General features: G+C 54.0%; 17 protein-coding genes. 14 read left to right on the top strand and 3 right to left on the bottom strand.

The annotated features are described in order from the left end of the window. Nucleotides 1-195: 195 nt before the first annotated feature. From ONV78_RS22800 to ONV78_RS22830, 7 genes are all read left to right on the top strand, one after another. Entirely contained in the window at nt 196-2,445 is a 2,250-nt protein-coding gene (locus tag ONV78_RS22800; RefSeq protein WP_279506654.1) for a TonB-dependent receptor, read from the top strand. Next, nucleotides 2,433-3,770: a sialidase family protein gene (locus ONV78_RS22805; protein ID WP_279506655.1), complete on the top strand. Its 1,338-nt coding sequence runs from the start codon at nt 2,433-2,435 to the stop codon at nt 3,768-3,770. Before ONV78_RS22800 ends, ONV78_RS22805 begins: the two co-directional genes overlap by 13 nt. After that, complete coding sequence (locus tag ONV78_RS22810; protein ID WP_279506656.1) at nt 3,770-4,234, top strand: hypothetical protein; 465 nt, start codon at nt 3,770-3,772, stop codon at nt 4,232-4,234. Before ONV78_RS22805 ends, ONV78_RS22810 begins: the two co-directional genes overlap by 1 nt. 197 nt (nt 4,235-4,431) lie before the next feature. Then, a complete protein-coding gene (locus ONV78_RS22815; RefSeq protein ID WP_279506657.1) occupies nt 4,432-5,340 on the top strand; it encodes a phage tail tip lysozyme in 909 nt (302 codons plus the stop codon). A 213-nt stretch (nt 5,341-5,553) separates the two neighbouring features. After that, the gene (locus ONV78_RS22820) at nt 5,554-6,291 is read left to right on the top strand and encodes a DUF4013 domain-containing protein (RefSeq protein WP_279506658.1); all 738 of its coding nucleotides are present in this window, start codon (nt 5,554-5,556) and stop codon (nt 6,289-6,291) included. A 266-nt stretch (nt 6,292-6,557) separates the two neighbouring features. Further along, nucleotides 6,558-6,752 (top strand): hypothetical protein, encoded by a 195-nt coding sequence (locus tag ONV78_RS22825; RefSeq protein WP_279506659.1) that lies wholly within the window; start codon nt 6,558-6,560, stop codon nt 6,750-6,752. Between the two features lie 120 nt (nt 6,753-6,872). Continuing rightward, nucleotides 6,873-7,151, top strand: coding sequence for an antibiotic biosynthesis monooxygenase (locus tag ONV78_RS22830; RefSeq protein ID WP_279506660.1), 279 nt, complete (start codon nt 6,873-6,875; stop codon nt 7,149-7,151). Between the two features lie 31 nt (nt 7,152-7,182). Here ONV78_RS22830 and ONV78_RS22835 read toward each other — a convergent pair whose 3' ends face one another. After that, nucleotides 7,183-8,085 carry a LysR family transcriptional regulator gene (locus tag ONV78_RS22835; RefSeq protein WP_279506661.1) on the bottom strand — a complete coding sequence of 301 codons (903 nt, stop codon included), beginning with the start codon at nt 8,083-8,085 and terminating at the stop codon, nt 7,183-7,185. A gap of 99 nt (nt 8,086-8,184) precedes the next feature. Between ONV78_RS22835 and ONV78_RS22840 the strand changes: the two genes are divergently transcribed. Beyond that, entirely contained in the window at nt 8,185-8,583 is a 399-nt protein-coding gene (locus tag ONV78_RS22840) for a nuclear transport factor 2 family protein (protein ID WP_279506663.1), read from the top strand. Nucleotides 8,584-8,652: 69 nt separating this feature from the next. Further along, nucleotides 8,653-10,110: an amidase gene (locus ONV78_RS22845; protein WP_279506664.1), complete on the top strand. Its 1,458-nt coding sequence runs from the start codon at nt 8,653-8,655 to the stop codon at nt 10,108-10,110. Between the two features lie 175 nt (nt 10,111-10,285). Here the strand turns inward: ONV78_RS22845 and ONV78_RS22850 are convergent, their stop codons facing one another. Beyond that, complete coding sequence (locus tag ONV78_RS22850; protein WP_279506666.1) at nt 10,286-11,077, bottom strand: hypothetical protein; 792 nt, start codon at nt 11,075-11,077, stop codon at nt 10,286-10,288. A 189-nt stretch (nt 11,078-11,266) separates the two neighbouring features. Here ONV78_RS22850 and ONV78_RS22855 point away from each other — a divergent pair, with 189 nt between their 5' ends. The 3 genes from ONV78_RS22855 to ONV78_RS22865 all read left to right on the top strand — a co-directional run bounded on the left by ONV78_RS22855 (nt 11,267) and on the right by ONV78_RS22865 (nt 13,134). After that, the gene (locus ONV78_RS22855; RefSeq protein WP_279506668.1) at nt 11,267-11,587 is read left to right on the top strand and encodes a DUF6559 family protein; all 321 of its coding nucleotides are present in this window, start codon (nt 11,267-11,269) and stop codon (nt 11,585-11,587) included. 88 nt (nt 11,588-11,675) lie between these two features. Continuing rightward, a complete protein-coding gene (locus tag ONV78_RS22860; protein ID WP_279506670.1) occupies nt 11,676-12,449 on the top strand; it encodes an ATP-grasp domain-containing protein in 774 nt (257 codons plus the stop codon). Nucleotides 12,450-12,888: 439 nt separating this feature from the next. Continuing rightward, entirely contained in the window at nt 12,889-13,134 is a 246-nt protein-coding gene (locus ONV78_RS22865) for a hypothetical protein (RefSeq protein ID WP_279506671.1), read from the top strand. Between the two features lie 18 nt (nt 13,135-13,152). Here ONV78_RS22865 and ONV78_RS22870 read toward each other — a convergent pair whose 3' ends face one another. Beyond that, complete coding sequence (locus tag ONV78_RS22870; protein ID WP_279506673.1) at nt 13,153-14,040, bottom strand: AraC family transcriptional regulator; 888 nt, start codon at nt 14,038-14,040, stop codon at nt 13,153-13,155. Nucleotides 14,041-14,165: 125 nt separating this feature from the next. On the opposite strand from ONV78_RS22870, the gene ONV78_RS22875 reads away from it, so the two are divergent. Together ONV78_RS22875 and ONV78_RS22880 are read left to right on the top strand one after the other, a co-directional pair. Beyond that, the gene (locus tag ONV78_RS22875; protein ID WP_279506675.1) at nt 14,166-15,206 is read left to right on the top strand and encodes a methyltransferase; all 1,041 of its coding nucleotides are present in this window, start codon (nt 14,166-14,168) and stop codon (nt 15,204-15,206) included. A gap of 657 nt (nt 15,207-15,863) precedes the next feature. After that, on the top strand, nt 15,864-17,147 hold the full coding sequence (locus ONV78_RS22880; RefSeq protein WP_279506677.1) for an aerolysin family beta-barrel pore-forming toxin: 1,284 nt from the start codon (nt 15,864-15,866) through the stop codon (nt 17,145-17,147). Nucleotides 17,148-17,318: the final 171 nt, after the last annotated feature.

The following is a 17,318-nucleotide window of genomic DNA, read 5'->3' on the forward strand; positions in this document are numbered from 1 at the left end:
AGAGACCGTGGGTTGAGATCGGCGGCTCCGTTTGGAAAACAGAAAAAAAACGGCGCAGCTGCAAATTCAGACTGGGCTATTTCTGTTCACCCAACCGGCCTAGCTCAAAAATCCCTGCGACATTTTGCCGCATCCATCTCCCGTAAAGGCTTCATTACTATGCCCTTTTTCTAACATTCAGAGTAAGGGGACATTATGCGCCTGAACCGCGCGATTGGAGCTGTAGCAAGCCTTGCGCTGCCATTGGGGGCCGCGGCGGAAGAGGCCACTGTGTTACAAGCGGTGGAAGTGGTGGGAGAACGGCCCGCGTTGGTGACCGAGCCGACGGCTTTACAAACGGAAGTCATGGCGGAGAAACTGGAGAACATCAACAGTCCAGAGGTATCCGATGCGCTTAAATACGAGCCTAACCTGATCGTGCGTAAACGCTATATCGGCGACCGTAACGCCACCTTATCCTTCCGTGAGACGCACACTACCCAGACTGCGCGCGCCGTGGTGATGGGGGATGGCATCATGCTGAGCAACTTCCTGGGCTCCAGCTTCAACTTCGCGCCGCGATGGAGCCTGATGCAGCCGGAGGAAATCGAGTGGATCGAAGTGCTGTATGGACCTTACTCCGCGGAATACAGCGGCAACGCCATGGGCGGCGCAGTGATCATGCATGGCCGCATGCCGGAACAGCGTGAGGCGCAGGTGAGCGCGGGCGCGTTCCTGCAGGATTTCAGCGCTTACGGCACAGATGAAACCTACTTTGGCTACAAGACCCACGCCTCCTTTGGCGACAGAAAGGGGCCCTGGAGTTACTTCCTGGCGACGGACTGGCTGCAGAACGAAGGACATCCACAAAGCTTCGGCATCGCCTCTGGCGCCGGCGGCGCCCCGGTGGGCAATCCTGTCGAAGGCGCTCATGACTATCCGGCGGGGGGCTATCTGTATAACTCCGCCGGGCGCAGCGACATCGGCGAAAGCGTCAGCAAAATCAAGCTGGGCTACGACATCAACGAGCGCCTGCAAGCCAGACTGACGCTGGCGTATCTCGACCGCAACGAAGACAGCCTCAACCCGGAAACCTATCTGCGCGACGCCGCCGGCCAGCCCGTGTATAACGGCGACGTGGATATCGACGGCGCCAGTTACAAAGTCAGCAGTCAGCGCCTGGGTGAATCCGCAGCGAAAGACCTGATCTACGGCGCTGAACTGGAAGGCGCGCTGGGAGACGGATGGGAAATCAAGTCCGCCGTGTCCCTGTATGACGTGCTGGAGCAAAAGCAACGCCGCTCTGGAACCAACTATGAAGACGCGCAAGCCAACGGCGCGGGAACCCTGACGGAAGACCAGGGTACGGGCTGGGAGACCGCCGACGTCAAATTCGGCCATCGTCACGACGGCGGCTGGTTGGGCGACCGCGTTTTGTTTGGTTATCACTTTGATCGCTATCGCCTGGATCAGGCCAACTACAACACCACTCACTGGCGCAGCGACGATATCGCCAGCTTGAGCGGCGACACGGAAGGAACCACCCGCACCCATGCGCTGTTCGTGGAAAACGAATGGACGCTGGCTCCGGCCTGGGGAATGACGCTGGGCGCCCGGCAGGAGTGGTGGCGCGCCTATGACGGCAAGCTGGCGCGGGATTTCGGCGCTGATCGGGTGAGCGCGGCCTATCCGGAAAGAAGCGAATCTGATCTGTCCCCCAAAGCTAGTTTCAGCTATCGCCCCAATGCGGACTGGAGCGCCACTTTGTCTCTGGCGCAGGCCTATCGCTATCCCACCGTGGGCGAGCTGTATCAGGGCTCCATCGACAATACCGGCGCCTTCAACGCCAGCTTTGATCCTGATTTGAAGAAAGAAAAAAGCTTCGCCAAGAATCTGACGGTCAAACGCAGTTTCGACAGCGCCTCGGTGACCGTCAGCCTGTGGGAAAACGACGTGGATGACGCCATCTACCGGCAGACCAATGTGCTCACCGGCGTCACCAATTATCAGAATGTCGATCGTGTGCGCTCCCGCGGCGTGGAGCTGGTGACCGGCTTTCAGAACGTGCTGACGCCCGGGCTGGATCTGGACTTCAACCTGTCCTTCACCGATGCGGAAATCCTCAAGAACAGCGGCGCCCCGGAGTCTGAGGGCAAACAGTTTCCCCGCGTTCCCAAATGGCGCGCCAACGCGCTGGCGGGCTATCAGGCGACAGAGCAGTTGCGTCTGGGCGGCGGCGTTCGTTACGCCAGCGATCCCTACGACAGCCTGGACAACAGCGATGGCGACCGTAGCGGCTTTGGCTATACCGACAGCTTCCTAGTGTTCGACGCTCGTGCGGTATACGCACTGGATGAGCATATCTCTGTGGCCGGCGGAGTGGATAACTTCACTGACGAACGTTATTACGTCTATCACCCGTATCCGGGTCGAACCTATTATGCGGAGGTCAAATGGAAATATTGAATCTGCCCCTGTTGCGCGTCGCTGTGATGGCGGCTGCGGCGGGCCTGGCAAGCGGCGGCGTATACGCGCACGGTGACAAGCATGCCGCGCACAATGACAAGAGCGGCGGCCATCATGGCGCGACGGCGCCCGCAGGCCCTTGCGCCGATCCCACCGCGCTGCCGTCATTAAACTGCGCCAAGTCGCCCACGCCGGCGTTCGGCCACGATGGGCGACTATGGATCACCTGGTATTCCCACGGACATATCTACATCCAGCATTCCGACGATAACGGCGCCACGTTCAGCGCGTCTCAGGCGGTGAACCCGATCCCGGAGCCGGTGGACGACCAGGGCGAGGATCGGCCGCAAGTGGCGCTGGGGCCGCGTAATGAAATCTACCTGTTGTGGACCCGCAAGCTGGATAAGCCCTACACCGGGCATATCCGTTTCAGCCGCTCCCTGGACGGCGGCCGCACCTTTAGCGCGCCGATCAATGTGAATGACGACAAAGACGTCATCGCCCATCGCTTTCCTACCTTCCGGGTGAATGACCGCGGCGAGATCTTTGTGGTGTGGGTGGATAAGCGAGATCTGGAGGCCGCCAAGGCCGCCAACAAGGAATACGCCGGCGCTGCGCTCTATTACGGCGTCTCCACGGATAACGGCGCGTCTTTCCAGACCAGCCGCAAACTGTCGGACAACTCCTGCGAATGCTGTCGCATCGCCATGGAGCTGGACGAGCAGGGGCTGCCGGTGATTCTGTATCGACAGGTGTTCGACGGCGGCGTGCGCGACCATGCGGTGATCACTTTCAGCGATCTGACCTCGCACTCCGCGCCGCAACGGGTGAGCGACGACCAGTGGAAACTGGATGGCTGTCCCCATCACGGCCCGGCGCTGGCGGCGAGCGGCGATCGACAACATCTGGCCTGGTTTACCGCGGGAGAGAACCGTCAGGGCCTGTTCTACGCCCATTCCTCTAAAGACGGCTTCAGCCAACCCATGGCCTTTGGCGGTCCTGGGGCGGAGCGACCCATGATCGAAGCGCTGGGCGATCACGTCGTCCTCACATGGAAGGCCTTCGCCGATGACCGTACCCGCACTTTCATGCAGATATCCGAGGACGGCGGCGATTCCTGGAGCGCCGCCACGGAAGTGGTCAATACCGAAGGCGCGTCGGATCATCCGTTGCTGGTTAACGATGGCGACAAGATTTATCTGTCATGGCAGACGGCGCAGGAGGGCTATCGTTTGACGCCGTTGCCGGAATCCAACGCGGAAGTCGCGGCCAACGCCTCGATCAAGAACGCGGAGAGTCACCATGAACACAAGGAGTCGTTGTGATGGGACGAATGTTGCTGACTCTGGCGGCGCTGCTGTTCGCCGCCATCGCCAGCGCCGAGGTCAAGCCGTTCACGGCGGATAGCGTCAAAGCGGTGCAGCAACAGTGGGACGGCGAACCTTACTTGATGGTGCTGTGGTCCATTGACTGCCCGCCTTGTCACAAAGAACTGGAGACCTTGGGCGGACTGTTAAAGGACAACCCCGATCTGGCGGTGACCCTGGTGTCCACTGATCAGGACATGCCTGAAGCTCAGGTTATGGAAACCCTGGCCCGTTATAAGATCGAATCCGCCGATAACTGGCGTTTCGCTGATCCAGTGCCGGCGCGTCTGCGACAGGCGATTGATCCCTCCTGGTACGGAGAATTGCCGCGCAGTTATTTCGTTTCCGCCAGCGGCGAGCGCAAAGGCCGCAGCGGCCTGTTGTCCGAGGACGCCATTCGCGGCTGGCTGCAGAACGATTAAGTCCTTCTGCGGAGGGCCCCGCCATCGCCGCCCATCGCCGCAACTTCTCCCTCCATCCGGTTACTGAGTCTGGGTGGAGGGCGCTCCAAGATTCCGATCGCCTGAACGCCTCAAACTGATTGATCCTTGTCGGTCGGAATTGTCGCCCATCCCGCTTTTTGCAACCGCTAATCAAAATCAGTCAAAGAGGAAAGGCGATGGATATAAAAGAGTTTAATTCCTACCTGGATGACGTGAGCCAACGAAGTCCCGATTCGCAGGTGTCCGCGCTGGCGGAAATCTACCGCGATGAGTTCAACCGTCAGTACGACCAGCTGAAAAGCAACGGCGGCAATCTGGGAGCGATGCAGGAGCTGCTGGATATGATCATGCAGCAACTGCGGTCGATCCTGAAGATGGACGGCTCCCAGGATTCTAACCCGTCCAAGCATGATAAAACCGGCGGCATTGACGGCGTCTGTGGCGTCAGCGATCCGCCTGCATTGAACCTGGGCGTGCATAAGTCCAATAAAATCGCTGACGTTGATCTGAAAGATTCGCCGGTCAGCTTCGACTCCACCCTGAGCAAAGCCATGCCGAAAGGGCGTCTGTCCGAGTCGGAAGGCAAGGATGTGGCGATGCAGGTCATGGATAACCTGATCAAGGATTTCGGCCTTACTCCAGAGCAGGCGGCGGGGGTAGTCGGCAACCTGTATATGGAAAGCGACGGCATGAATCCGCACATCAACCAATACTCCCAGTTTGGCCAGGGCGCCTCCGATCCTCGCGCATTTGGTTCGCCCACGAATGACCGGGTGCAGGACAGCACGGGGTATGGCTGGGCGCAGTGGGGCGAGTCCCGCAAGGACGGACTCATCTCCTTCGCGGAGAATAACGGCATGGACCCTGGCAGCGCCGCCGCCAACTACGGCTTCCTGAAGCACGAGCTGTCTTCCACCTCGGAAAGCGCGGTGATCGACAAATTGAAGAAGACGGATTCCGTTTCCGACGCCATGGTCGTGTTCAGACAGGATTTTGAACGGGCGGCGGTAGGATCGTCGGCGGATCAGGAGCGCCTCAACAAAGCTAACGAAATATACGAGGCGTACAAGAGCAGAACCGCTTAAAACATAACGAAGACGGACGAGCGCCGGCTCGCCGTCTTTTTTACTTTAGTCTCGCATTTACAATATGTTACATTCCTGTCGCTTCCCGTTGGCCATCGTGCGGACGGCGGCGGCTCTCTGTTGTCGCCTTGCCAAATCAATGGTCATTTCACGCCGTCGGAACCAGGATTCCGATCATGTCCGTAATCATTGATGAGCAGAGAAGGGGCGACGATGCCGTTCATAGAAGGAATAAAACAAAGCCTGATTTATCCATTTGAGGATCGGGACTGGGTCAGCAAACTCTGGCCATTGCCGCTGATCGCCGCCATTCCCGTGCTGGGCCTGATCAGCGTCATTCTCCTGAAAGGCTGGCGCTTCGAGATGGTGAAACGCATCGCGCAGGGCTCCCATGAACTTCCTCCGTTTCGCCCCATTCCTATGCTGAAAACCGGCGCTTTGTTATGGGTGGTCATGATGGGACACATGTTCATTCCCGGCGTGCTGTGCTCAATTTTAGGGATCGGCGGGCCGCTGGGGTTTGTGGCTGACTTATACGACATTTTGACCGAAGGCTTCAGCGCCTGGGCCAAATCGCAGCCGTCGGACTGGCTGTTGACCATACTGGTTTATCTCACCTGGGGCGTTATTTCCTTTCCGGTGTTTCAATCCGGCATGATCCGTTACGCCTTGAGCGGAGACTGGAAAACCTTGCTCAATGCGCCGGCGAATTTTCTGCTGTTCGTCCGGCATGCGCACTACTTTCTGAAGTTCTATATTTACTGGGTGCTGCTGTCACTGGGCATCTTTCTGGCGGATTCCGTACTGGCTTTTACCGGGATTGGCCTGTTGCTGGTTCCTGTCTTCACCGTATGCGCCTATTACATCACTACCGCTCACGAGCTGGGCCTGCTGGCGAGAAAGGTGAATAACACAAAGGCGGCAAGCGAGATAGCGCCAACAGCGGCATGAAGCCCCTCGTCGCAGTGTTTTCAAACTAATTCGGCAAGGAACAATCCCACTCCGCGCCAGCGTATTAGTGCCTTTGCGACGCCGGCGACCACTGCTAGGGTCAACCTACGCCTGCTGATTAAGCGTGGATGTCAGCCCATTTGGCAGCGAGTTAAGCAGGCGCAGGCCGCCAGCCTGACGATAACGGGGCAGGGGTTGCGCCCCGGAGGTGTATCGACCGGCTTGCGACGTTCATCCTCTCAACACACTCAGAAGGAGTCTGCGTCATGTTGAAGAAGCTCATCGCCCTAATGTCCTTAATCGCCATGTTCAGTGTCGTGGCGCCGGTCAACGCTCAGTCCACGACTGCGACGAATGCAGTCAGCGCCGCCGCGACTATTGACGAAATTGGCGTCAGCCAACATCACTACTACCTCATCTGCATCGCTTATACCTGCTATAAGATCCCCATTCCTCACTGAGATGATGGGGCCGGGTGTGTAAGGCGCTGGTGGCGCATTTATGTTGATCGTTAAGGATGGGAAACCATCCTTAACTTTTGTATGGTGAGGACGCTTGATTCAACCTGGCGCGGAGAGCAAATGTCCAAGGTGATTCTCAAGGGATATATCATTGTCCCCCATGACGATTTAAACGCCGTAGAGCAGGCGTTGCCCATCCATACGCAACTGACCCTTGAAGAGGAAGGCTGTCTGATCTTCGAAGTCACGAAGCATGACGGCGACCCCAACCGATTCGACGTCTATGAAGTGTTCGTGGATCGGGCCGCCTTTAATGCGCATCAAGCCAGAGTGAAAAGCTCCCATTGGGGCGGAGTGACCCTCAACGTCGCAAGGCATTACGAAATCTGCGAGGAATGAATTTCTGCGCAATCTTTTTCGGGGCGATAGTCTATTTCGATGCGATAGCGATCAGCATCTGACGGAGCCATAAACTTCCAGGGTCGGCGTCGTCCCGGGGATGCCAGGCCATGACAACCTCGAAGCAGGACTGTTTAAACGGCGCTTCGAACATATCCAGGTCTTCTGCAAATCGAGCCAGAAAACGGCGGGGCAGGGTCGCAATATAGTCTGTTTGCGCGAGAATCAGGGGCGCGAGACTATAGTGCTGGACGGAAATAGCGACGCGCCTTTGCGCGCCCAGCCCATTCAATATGTCATCTATTTTACTCTGGAACCCGCCTCCCATGCCGGACACCATGAGGTGGCCCCAGCGGCAATAGTCGTCCACATCGATGGCTCCCAGCCCCCTCGGGTGACCTTTTCGTTGCGCGACGCAAAACTGGTCTGTGAGCAGGGTTTGGCGCACTAATGATCCCGGTACAGAGGCTGGCGTGGCCAGCATGAGGTCAATTTGGCGCCCCTCATGGCTGTCTTGTATCAGCTCTGGGCCCATCTGACTTATAGCAACTTTTATCCCTGGCCCCGCCTCACGACTGACCTGGGCGATGAGATCAACGCAGAGCATGACCGCAAGATTGTCGTTCGCGACAAGAGTAAAAGTGCGTTGAGCGGTTTGCGGATCGAAAGCTGGCGCACGCTCGACGAGTTCAGTCAATGCCCGAATCTCTCGATTCAGCGGCTCTTTTAATGCCTGAGCCCTGGCGGTCAACACCATGCCCCGGCCGCTGCTCGCGGGGATGAGCAACGGGTCATCGAATAACTTGCGCAGACGCGCGAGTTGGGCTGACAGGGCGGGTTGCGTCATAAACAGCCGCTGGGCCGCTCTCGTGACATTCGCTTCTTCCAGAAGCACAGACAGAGATACCAATAAACCCAAATCCGACGGCCTCATATAATGATCTCTTATAGGTACTAGTCAAACAATCTATTTCAAGCATACCTCAATACCTCCTAAATTGGCTCCACATCAACCTAATCAGGAGAGTTTGAGATGACTACCTTGGATCAAAAAATCGCTATCGGCCGGCAGTTTCATGAAGCGCTGACCACACAGAACTGGTCGCTGCTGGAGGCTGTGCTAACCGATGACGCCACCTGGACATTGCCAGGCTCGAATGAGGCTTCTGGTTCAGGAATGATTGATGGTCGCGAAGCCATACTTGATCAATGTCGATTGATTGTCAGCTATGGCGTTAATTTCGACCTCAAACACATCCTTGTCAGCCGCGATAATTTAGCCCTGCAGTTACACAACACCGCTGTGAACGGGTCCCGCCGGCTGGATGAGCACCTCGCAACGGTCTGCGTGCTACGAGGCGACAGGATTGCAGCCATTGAGACATTTCTATCGGATGTGCCGGGGATGAACGCCTTTTTCTCAAAGGACTGATATGGACGCAGAAGCCTTTGGAGTGATGGTGACGATGATAATGATGGTGACGATGGGCAATGTTCAACAATGGCGAAGACGGGTATGAAAGCGGAAGAGTACGTCAAATATGACGGGATCGGGCTGGCGGAGTTGATTAAAAAAGGTGAAGTCAGTCTGTCGGAAGTCACGGAGGCTGCGACGGCCGCCATTAATGCAACCAACCCTGAAATTCTTGCGGTGGTGGAAAACTGGGAGGGCGTCACGCCGGCGGAAGCGCGCAAAGACTCGCTGCTATACGGGGTCCCATTTTTAATCAAGGATCTCGGAGTTGTCATGAATGGCAAGAAAAATGAGCTGGGAAGTAAATTGGCGGAAGGCTTCACGCCAGACTTCGACAGCACCCTGATGACGCATTTCAAACATGCGGGTCTGGTGACGCTGGGACGGACTGCTACACCTGAGTTTGCGATCAGTACGACAACGGAAGCGCGCGCATTCGGTCCAAGCCGTAATCCGTGGAATACGGACTACAACTGTGGCGGTTCAACAGGCGGATCAGCGTCGGCCGTGGCCGCTGGCATGGTTCCGCTTTCTCACGCTACCGACGGCGGAGGCTCCATCCGTGTACCCGCGTCCGTAAACGGTATTTTTGGCCTGAAGCCCACGCGCGGGCGGGTTTCTAACGGCCCTCATCTTGATGAAGTGTGGAGCGGACTGGTTTCTCAGCTTGGCGTCAGCCGCACCGTGCGTGACAGCGCGGCGATGCTCGACGCGATCAGCGTCCCTGGAGTAGGCGAACCCTATTACACTGCGCCGCCGGCGGAGAGCTTTTTAACCTCCGTGGGCAGAGACCCGAAACCGCTTCGCATAGGCCTAATGATGGACCCCGCCAACGGAGCGAAAACCTGCGCTGTCGTAGCGGAATCGGTCGCCAGGACCGCACGGCTGCTTGAAGACCTCGGTCATCAGGTGGAGGCAGTCAAATTCGACCTTGGCGTGAGCTGGGAAGCGTTTGTACATGCTAACGCCCAGTTCTGGACTCTGAACACCGCCTCCTGGGTGGAACTGATTGCGGAACTCACCGGTCGCCCAATCAATGCAGACACCCTGGAACAGGCGACGCTTGTGGTGCATGAATACGGCAAGAACGTCAGCGGTATGGATGTGCTTGGCGCTTTGGGGACGCGCAACAGGGTATCGCGTAGTCTGGGCGCTTACTTCCAAAACTTCGACATTCTGATGACGCCCACCATGCCAGAGCTTCCGCTCAAGATCGGAGAGTACAACAAGGTTCAGAGTCAGGTGGATGGTCTCGGCTGGATCGAACACGTCTTCAGACAGTCGCCATTCACGGCGTTAGCGAACCTCACTGGCGTCCCCTCAATGTCCGTGCCCTCAGGCTACGACAAACAGACGCAACTGCCGATCGGCGCCATGTACACCGCCCAGTTTGGCGATGACAGCGCCTTGTTCAGTCTGGCGGGCCAGATCGAACGGGCGGCGCCTTGGAACACGAGAACACCCAAGGTGTGGGCGGGAAGGTAATAGGGAGTTGTTTTCACGCTAGTCGTTTAAATCGCCATGTGGAAGTTATCCCATGGCGATTTAAAACTATTGATTGTGGATAGGGCATACAAAGGCGGCGAAACTCACCAACTGGCCTTTGGCCTTGGCATGGCGCCACAGTAGTCCAGCCAAAAGGTAAGCGACGTTAATTGAATCATAAGTAATCAGAAAACCAGAATTTTACGCTTTTTTCATTAACGCCATATTTGGGCTTCCAAAGGCCGGTGGGAAATGGCCAGTCTGACCTTATTTGTCTGGATTCATCTCGATTACAGCTTTCAATATATTCTTCATGGAAGCAAGGGTAACCGGGGACCTTCAAAATGCCACAGTATCCGAGAGTAGAGATAAGGCCCCGCCTTTCATCCTTATTGCTTCGCGGGAGTTTGAGCGATTTTTCTACACTTGAGAGGTTTCCCTCTATTAAATGTGATATTTCATCTATAAGCTTTTTAAGCAAATCAATATCTTTAGAGGTAGGCTCTGGAATGCTTTCATTAGTGAATAGTTGTAAGTCTAGCCATATGTAAACAGGCTTTAAATGTCTTACTCCGCCAAATTTTACTCTTTCAAAATTCAGCACATTAAGGTCAATTGGTTCGCTGGAGTCATATTCCGAGCATATCAGGCAATGCCCATCCTTATCAGCGCTTATTGTGTGCTGGGGCAGCTTTATGCCGGAAGCATAGCTAGGTAATGCGGAACGCAAATCAAGTCTTCTTGAAGTGAGGCTGGAAATGAAGGCTTTTATTACAAGTTCCTTGTTGACGCTGTCGATAGCCTTAACCGCGTTTTTAACAATTTCATCATGAGATATCACAACGGGGTCAAACATTACGCCTTTAGACTTTGCATATTCAAATTCTTCATGGGTAGGTTTGTTTTTCTTCCAGCCAGATGAACTCCAGTGTGTGTTGATAAGTATGTCGGTAGCTGATTTGTCCATTTTAATTCTGCTATGTAATATATTTAAATTAATAGGGTGTGATATTGGATGGTTTTAAATTTTAGTGGGCATTCCGCGTTTTTCAATGATCGATTCTGTTATGCCTATAAAAAAACACTTTTTCTTTTGTTCTGAGGCATATAATCTGACGGAGATTAAAGTCTGTAACACGAGCTGACAAGGTAATCGATGAACATCGTAGATAAAGTAAAAAGAAAAGACGCCATCCGCAAATATATCGGCGTATTGGGTCCCGAGCTGAGAAAGCGGCACGACAAGAAAAAATTCTACAGCGGCGACGAAGTAAAACAGGCCCTGGCCGCCCTGGAGTTGTCCGACAAATTCATCCCCTTCGCATTGGCGCTCTATTGCAGCAAAGACGAATACGAAAAAGCCACCCCGCAACCCGGCGGCAAGGTCATGAACTACGCCGAAGCCAAGACCATCGCGTTGAATATCGCCCTGGCGGGGAGCGCCTTGGGGAGTGGTAGTGACGAGCAAGAAGCCTAGGCGAAACCATTGAAGTAGATAGGTGCAATACAGCGCGGGCTTCTTTATAGATAGCGTAAGAATCCGCTTGCCGCCCACAAGGCCGAATATGACTCAAACAATCACAAAATTTAAGGACGCCTTTGTTCAAGAGCAGGGCAATGGGCGTTTGAACGACGAGGCGAAGCTGGTCGTCGAATACCTGGAGTCTAACGACGTCGAGATCACGTTTTTTACGGATAAGTTTATCCGCCGTCGCAGCTTGGATCTGACGCCGCAATCCTTGGTCATGGCTGATATTCCTTGTATGCATGGCGCCATGAAACAGTTGGGAATCAATATCCCGGTTGCAAACTCCTATCCTGCATCGTTGAAACAATATCTGCGCCGCAATATATGGGAATCGGAGCTATCACAGCTGCTCGCCGAAATAATGAACGGTCTGTCAGCGCCAGTTTTCGCAAAGCCTGGCGATACGCAAAAGAAGTTTACTGGCAGAGTCTTTGAATCGATGGCCGATTTGTATTTCATTCCAGGATGCTCGAAGAAGACGCGTATCGTATGTAGCGACGTCGTGCATTGGATATCTGAATATCGAGTCTATGTTGTGGATTCTGAAATAGTCGATATTTCTCATTATGCAGGGAAGACCGACGTCGCTCTCGACGAGGCGGTTGTGAGCGCCGCCATCCAGGCGTTGGACCGAGCCGGTGAATCCTACGCGGGCTATGGCATTGATTTCGGCGTACTGGGTACTGGCGAAACGGCATTGATAGAGATGAACGATGGATACGGTTTGGGCGCTTACAATATCTCCGCCCAGGATTATGGGCGGTTAGTGAGTGCACGTTGGGCCGAAATCGTCGCAACCCTTCAAGGTTGAAACCTACGGCGATAATGTCAGGAGAGACAGTGTTGGCAGAGTAGTGACCTCAGCGTCAACACTCTTGCTCAGCGCGACTTCATAAGATATATCTGTTGTCTGAGGCGATGTTAAATGGAGATTAAGAATGATTTCATGGGCGGTCATTGTAATAGGACTGTTAACGTCTTTCTGCTTCACGGACTTTGGGTCATCATCAGTGATCGAAAGCGAAGTGTGCCCGGCGCTATTCCTACTTTTTGTATTCTATCTCATAGTCAGAATCACTTTTAGTCTTGACCGGCGTGAGGGGGCTGGCGGCGGAATGGTTCCGGGAGTCTACGTGTTAGGGGATTCGAGCCATGCCGGCGGTGGAGCGGACTCCTGCGGTAGTAGTGATGGCGGATGCAGTGGGTCATAGTGGTTGCGCCGTGTTATTAGCGATATTGAGGCGATAGATATGATTTCATGGGTCGTTAACGTTGTCGGATTATGTCTGTCCTTCTATTTCACGGATCTGACGTCCGAGTCTTTTTTTACAAGCATTATCTGTCCTATTCTGGTTATGCTGTTTTTGATATCCATTGCGTTGAAAATCGCCATATCCACTAAGGGCTCCGGCGGCTACTCGCGTGATAGCGGAGGCGGCGGCTTCTTTGGCGGCGATGGAGGGTGTGGAGGCGATGGCGGTGGCGGCGGGGACTGATAGGAACGCCCCCGACTGTTACCTTTCCCTGGGCGAATAACCGTAATACTTGCGAAAAGATGCGCTGAAGTTCTCCGGGTGTCGATAGCCCACGGTGTAGGCGGTCCAGGTGACTTGTTTGCCGGCTTGCAACAGGGCTTTAGCGCGCTGCATTTTCAATTCCAGTAATTTCCTTCCCGGCGAGACGCCGAAGTAGCGGCGGAAACCGGTCTTAAACCGATACTCGCTCATTCCCACCTGTGCGCTCAAAAAGGCGATGGACAATGGCTGCTCCATTGCGCTTTGCATGAGGTCCACTGCGCGCTCCAGTTTACGGATATCTTCGGTCTGCATGTCACATACGTCATCGATCAGTGCGGTTTGCCGCAGTGTTTCCGCCAGCAGTGTGAGCGCCTGAATACGCCGGCTGAGTGGATCAGCCTGAGATGCACGTAAGGCTTGCAGACTGATCAATTCCGCTTCGCTTGTCCGGCGATGCAGCAGGACAGACGTATCTTTATTCCTGCACAACAAGTGGGCGATGCGCTGCATTCGCGGCGTTCCCAGATACTGCTCTAAACGATCCGCGGAGAAGGCGAGCCTGACTTGCTCCAGATTTTTCGTCGCATTGAACTGACGGCGCCCCTGGACATCCTGATAAGAAGCAAAAGTCACGCAGCCTGATTTGAACGGCGCCGTCACTGAACTGCAGCGACTGTGATAGGCGGACTCACCGGCCAGCCCAAAAGTGATGACATACAGCCGTAAGCCGCCTTCTCGTCGTTGGGGTTCTGAAAAAGGGGCAGGGAAGCGCTGGCGTAGATGAATCAGACTGAATCCATCCTCCATGTCGGTAATGCGCGCGTTCAGGTTGGGGCCGACGCGATTGCGCCAGTCAGGGTCTGAACAGTGCCCACCTTTTATCACAGTGATTGCTCCTAATGGCACAGGCACTCAAATGATAATAGTTATCATTAGCTGATAGGGTATGTCTACATCAATGAGCTAACTATCCGCTATCTATCAGCCACCGATCAGGAGACATGATAACTATGACGTTCAATCCTCCCCATCCCATGCAGGCATACTGGAATATTGCGGCGACGCCGGTACAGGGACAGTCGTTGAAACTGGCTATCGAAATGGACGTGTTCCGGTTGCTGCAGCATCCTGCTACCGGGTCTGAACTGGCGCGGAAAACTTCCACTCGCCCGGAGAAACTGGGGTTATTGCTGGAAATGTTGTGGAGTATGGGATTACTGCATCGCTGTGGCGAGGCGCCTGTAGGCGACTTCGAATACAGTCTTACCTCAGTGGCGCGTGAGTACTTCGCTCCAGACGTTGAAGACAGTCTCGCTTCCGCTTGGCGTTTTCGTTTTGACGTGTTGAAAACCGCCGCCGACGCGATGACGCGGGACCAGATGAGCGCTGATCAAATGCTGGAAAATGCTTCCCACGCCACCGACGCCGGATGGGCGGCAGCGGCGCAGGCGCAGATCGCCCACGAGCAATCCAGCGTCAGCGCACCGGCCCTGGCGGAACTGCTGACGCAAATTCCTGCGCTTCCAAATACAGGACGTCTTATCGACCTGGGGGGCGGGCCAGGGATAATGACGCAAACGCTCGCTCGCGCTTTTCCTGATATGAAGGCCTACCTGTTTGAAGGTCCCATGACGGCGGCGGTCGCCAGAGATTCTATCGGCGACGCAGGTATGGCGGACAGAATTGACGTGCTGGAGGGTGATCTGGAGACAGACCCGTTCGGTGACGGTTACACTCTGATTTGGTGTTCCTCCGTTCTGCACTTTATTCATGACCGAGTCGCCTTTCTCAAGAGAGTGAAAGACGCTTTGGCGCCGGGAGGCGTGTTTATCTGCGCCCACGGCGAGCGTTCCAACGACCCCGGTCGCAACGCAGAGCTGCTGCCTTTCTATCTGCCCATGTTGCTGCGCGGCTGTTTTGTCCCTCGGCAGGGAGAAGTCGGGGAGTTGTTGGTTGAGGCGGGTTTCTCTGTGGTTCAGTCCGCTGGGCGCCGCCATTTCGCCCTGGCGCCGGTTCAAGTGATGGTGGCGCGCAAGGAGCACAGGGCCTGACGGATTTTTGGGCCGCTGTGAAAGCGGCCTCCTGTTTTCTCTTTTCAGTTCTTTCTATTTTCCTTTCTCTCCATGACCCCCTCCCTGAATTTCTCTTCGACTAAAGTGAAATTTAATCATTTTATCGCCGTCTCTTTCCTTTCATTTTTATTATTTGGATCAATAAATGAACGACTTCTGGTTGGGTTACAAAATGAAACAAGTTATATATTGTTATGAAATGCTTTTCATAGCGAGTCAGACAACGCTGTGTGATTGATAATTTAAATTTTAATGTTCGTTCTGTGGGTAGGGTGAATGAACATAATCTGTCTATCTGGACAAGTTTTATTGAGCGTCGATTAATTAATTCTTATGAATATTCAATAAGTTAAATATTTCGACTTGTAATAATTATCTGGATGGTAAATTAGATTCGGCTTAATTAGGTTTTTTGAATGTCAATAGGCATTAGACTAAAGGCTAATTTTCTGATTATTTTTTGATTGATTAACTGAATTCGCGTTTATTTGTTTGGATGCAATGATTACTGAAATAAACCATATGTATTAATCAATTAAACCACAGCATAGGCCTAATGATAGATATATAGAAAAGTTTTGGTGAATCGTTCTCTAAATGAGTAAAAGGACGATAAATAAATATAAGGACCTAATTATGCATTACCTGTCGAAATCTTTTGTTCCCTCAGCGCTCGCAGCCAGCATCCTATCACTGTTAGCGCCCGTCTCGACCGCTCAGGCGAATGACGATATACCGAAGTATCAAGATAAAGTATACGCCGCCCAGGATCTCGCCTCCCTGAAGGATACTATCGTTCGCGATCCGGACTTCTATGTTCCTCTGGCTTATCTGTCACACTACCTGGGCTACGGCTGGTGCGGCGGAACCGCCTCTCAGAATGTGGGTGAAGATTTCAGTATTACCCGCAATGGCGACGAACAATATACATTACAGGCTAATTATAATAGCAGTGATCCCTACACTGACGGATACTGGGCGGATAAACGCTTAAAAATGTCGTTATCCGGACTTAAGTTTTATACCAACCCCGGCTCACTTAAACTGGGCGATCCCCAGGTCTATGACCGCGAGCCGTTAAAAACCATTACTGCGGTGGTATATAACCGTGGCAATACGGAAGATACCGCCGTCGCCACTTTACAATATGACGAAACCAAAAGTTGGTCGAAACAGGAAGATTATTCTTTCTCCGAATCAATAAGCATCAAAAATACATATAAATTTGATCTTAAGATTTTCGGAGGAAGTACGGAAATTACTGCAGGCTTTACCGCCAATCAGGGCTGGAGCGAATCCAACGGCAACAGTGAGACAGTCACCCAGTCCGCGCAGTATCGCGCACTGATGCCGGCGAACTCCAAGCGCATCATCACTCTCACGGTCTTCAAACAGAAAGCCGATATTCCCTATGAGTCTGAAATGGTGCTGGGGTACAACGTCGCGTTGGAGAACTTCCTGCGCTGGGGCGGCAACGCCAGAAACGACCATCCGACAGATCGTCCCTGGGAGAATTTCACCTTCGGTGGTCGCAATAACCTGAACGGCGCGGAAGATATCCTGGATCAGTACGCGCATCGCGGTATCCAGAACTACGGTCAGTGGGATTGGAACTGGATGCTGAACCAGTATGGCGCCGACAACGTGAAGTGGGCGGTGGGCAATATCAGCAAGCGTCGTTTTATCGCGCCGCTGACTGGTAAATTCACCACGGTCGATGGCAGTCAGTTCAATATCGACGCCAGCGCGCCGATTTCTCTGGATAGCTCTGAAATGCAGATGGCGCAGCAGTCCGCTCGCACCAAACGCAGCCTGGGCGGCAATCTGGAGATGGAAATCGTGCGCGTGGATGACTACAGCTACGACGATACGGTCACCAATCTTACCTTCACTTTGGATGACGGCTTGAAATCCATGTAATTCAAGCGAGTTCGCACGCTGATTCTGATCAGCTCCCCTTCGGCGCGTCATTGCTCGGTGGCGCGCCGCTTTTGCTTCCGGTTCTTGTTTTAAATGATTGCAATACCGCAATGATTCCCCCGGCCTCGGTGAAAGCGTGCTATGTTGGAGTGACCAGGGCTTCCTAAAAGT

The organism is Hahella sp. CR1 (assembly GCF_029813005.1).
Classification (GTDB): domain Bacteria; phylum Pseudomonadota; class Gammaproteobacteria; order Pseudomonadales; family Oleiphilaceae; genus Hahella.

Excerpts from the sequence above, each read along its gene's own strand:
- ONV78_RS22830 (WP_279506660.1), top strand. The coding sequence starts at position 6,873 with ATGTCCAAGGTGATTCTCAAGGGATATATCATTGTCCCCCATGACGAT.
- ONV78_RS22880 (WP_279506677.1), top strand. The coding sequence starts at position 15,864 with ATGCATTACCTGTCGAAATCTTTTGTTCCCTCAGCGCTCGCAGCCAGC.
- ONV78_RS22820 (WP_279506658.1), top strand. The coding sequence starts at position 5,554 with ATGCCGTTCATAGAAGGAATAAAACAAAGCCTGATTTATCCATTTGAG.
- ONV78_RS22865 (WP_279506671.1), top strand. The coding sequence starts at position 12,889 with ATGATTTCATGGGTCGTTAACGTTGTCGGATTATGTCTGTCCTTCTAT.
- ONV78_RS22845 (WP_279506664.1), top strand. The coding sequence starts at position 8,653 with ATGGCGAAGACGGGTATGAAAGCGGAAGAGTACGTCAAATATGACGGG.
- ONV78_RS22875 (WP_279506675.1), top strand. The coding sequence starts at position 14,166 with ATGACGTTCAATCCTCCCCATCCCATGCAGGCATACTGGAATATTGCG.
- ONV78_RS22860 (WP_279506670.1), top strand. The coding sequence starts at position 11,676 with ATGACTCAAACAATCACAAAATTTAAGGACGCCTTTGTTCAAGAGCAG.
- ONV78_RS22850 (WP_279506666.1), bottom strand. The coding sequence starts at position 11,077 with ATGGACAAATCAGCTACCGACATACTTATCAACACACACTGGAGTTCA.
- ONV78_RS22835 (WP_279506661.1), bottom strand. The coding sequence starts at position 8,085 with ATGAGGCCGTCGGATTTGGGTTTATTGGTATCTCTGTCTGTGCTTCTG.
- ONV78_RS22805 (WP_279506655.1), top strand. The coding sequence starts at position 2,433 with ATGGAAATATTGAATCTGCCCCTGTTGCGCGTCGCTGTGATGGCGGCT.
- ONV78_RS22855 (WP_279506668.1), top strand. The coding sequence starts at position 11,267 with ATGAACATCGTAGATAAAGTAAAAAGAAAAGACGCCATCCGCAAATAT.
- ONV78_RS22800 (WP_279506654.1), top strand. The coding sequence starts at position 196 with ATGCGCCTGAACCGCGCGATTGGAGCTGTAGCAAGCCTTGCGCTGCCA.
- ONV78_RS22825 (WP_279506659.1), top strand. The coding sequence starts at position 6,558 with ATGTTGAAGAAGCTCATCGCCCTAATGTCCTTAATCGCCATGTTCAGT.
- ONV78_RS22815 (WP_279506657.1), top strand. The coding sequence starts at position 4,432 with ATGGATATAAAAGAGTTTAATTCCTACCTGGATGACGTGAGCCAACGA.
- ONV78_RS22840 (WP_279506663.1), top strand. The coding sequence starts at position 8,185 with ATGACTACCTTGGATCAAAAAATCGCTATCGGCCGGCAGTTTCATGAA.
- ONV78_RS22810 (WP_279506656.1), top strand. The coding sequence starts at position 3,770 with ATGGGACGAATGTTGCTGACTCTGGCGGCGCTGCTGTTCGCCGCCATC.